2 protein-coding genes are annotated in these 1318 nt (G+C 73.7%); one reads left to right on the forward strand and one right to left on the reverse strand.

Features of this window, described 5'->3' with window-relative positions; all coding sequences use genetic code 11:
- Positions 1–945: methyl-accepting chemotaxis protein (locus G7A99_RS19935; protein WP_163143533.1), on the forward strand; the 945-nt coding region annotated here is incomplete at its 5' end.
- 16 nt (positions 946–961) lie between these two features.
- Here the strand turns inward: G7A99_RS19935 and G7A99_RS19940 are convergent.
- Positions 962–1318, reverse strand: a 357-nt coding sequence (locus tag G7A99_RS19940) for a methyl-accepting chemotaxis protein (protein WP_371807642.1), incomplete at its 5' end; no start/stop codon positions are given.

The raw sequence follows: 1318 nt of genomic DNA on the forward strand, positions 1-1318 counted from the left end.
GCCGGCGGCGACCTCACCGCGCGGGTGGCGTGGCCGCGCAACGACGAGATCGGCCGCATGAGCCGGGCACTGGAGCGCAGCTTCGCCGAGTTCGCCGGCTCGGTGGACGCCATTCGCGCCGCCGACAGCGCCCTGGGCGAGGCCGCCGACGCCCTCTACCGGCGCAGCAACGAGACCCTGGATGGGGCCCGGCGGCAGGACGAACGCCTGGAGGAGGCGGTCACCGCGGCCACCCAGAGCGCCGGCGCGGTCGAGGAGGTCGCCGCCGCGGCGAGCGAGGCCGACGACACCACCGCCGACGTCGACGCCCGTATCCGCGACGGCCGCGGGCGGCTGGAGGCCGGGCTGGTGGGGGTACGCGCCGCGGAGCGGGACCTCGGCGAGACCGCCGAACGGCTGGAGGCGCTCAACGGCCACTGCGAGACCATCGGCGAGGTGGTCGAGGTCATCGACAGCATCGCCCGTCAGACCAACCTGCTGGCGCTGAACGCCGCGATCGAGGCGGCCGGGGCGGGCAGCGCCGGCGAAGGCTTCGCCGTCGTGGCCGAGGAAGTCCGGGCTCTCGCCCAGCGCAGCAGCCAGTCCACCGATAATATCCAGACCAGCGTCACCGAGCTCCAGCGCCTCGCCAACGAGAGCCGCGAGGCGATGGCGCACAGCCTGAGCTCCGCCCAGGCGGCGCGGGAGGAGACCGGCCACGCCAACGAGGCGTTCGGCGACATCGCCACCGGCGCCCGGCACATCCGTGAGCACACCGAGCGCATCGCCACCGCCTCCGAGGAGCAGACCCGGGTGGGCGCGGAGCTGCGCCGCCAGCTCGAGGCGGTGAGCGGGATCGCCACCCAGACCACATCGAGCAGCGAGGCCAACGCCGAGGTCGCCGAGTCCCTGCGCACCCAGGCCGCGGAGCTCGCCCGCCGCGTGGAGCGCTTCCGCACGGCCTGACCACCGCCTCACCCGCCTACAGCTGGAAGCGCGCCGCCACCGTCTCCAGGTCGCCGGCGATCCGGGCGAGCTCGTCGCTCGCCCCGGTGACCTGCGTCATCGAGGTCGCGCTGCTGGTGGCCACCTCGCTGACACCGGCGATGTTGCGGTTGATCTCCTCGGACACCGAGGTCTGCTCCTCGGTCGCGGTGGCGATCTGCGCGGTAAGGTCCGCGATCTGCTCGATCCCGCCGATGAGCGTCTCCAGCGCGTGCTCGGCCTCATGGGCCCGACTCTGGGCGACACCGGTGCGCTCGTGGCTGCTCTCGATGGCCTCGACCACGGTCCGGCTGCTCTCCTGGACCTGGGTGACGATGCCCCGGATGCGTTCGGT

This window comes from Arhodomonas sp. KWT, assembly GCF_010993615.1.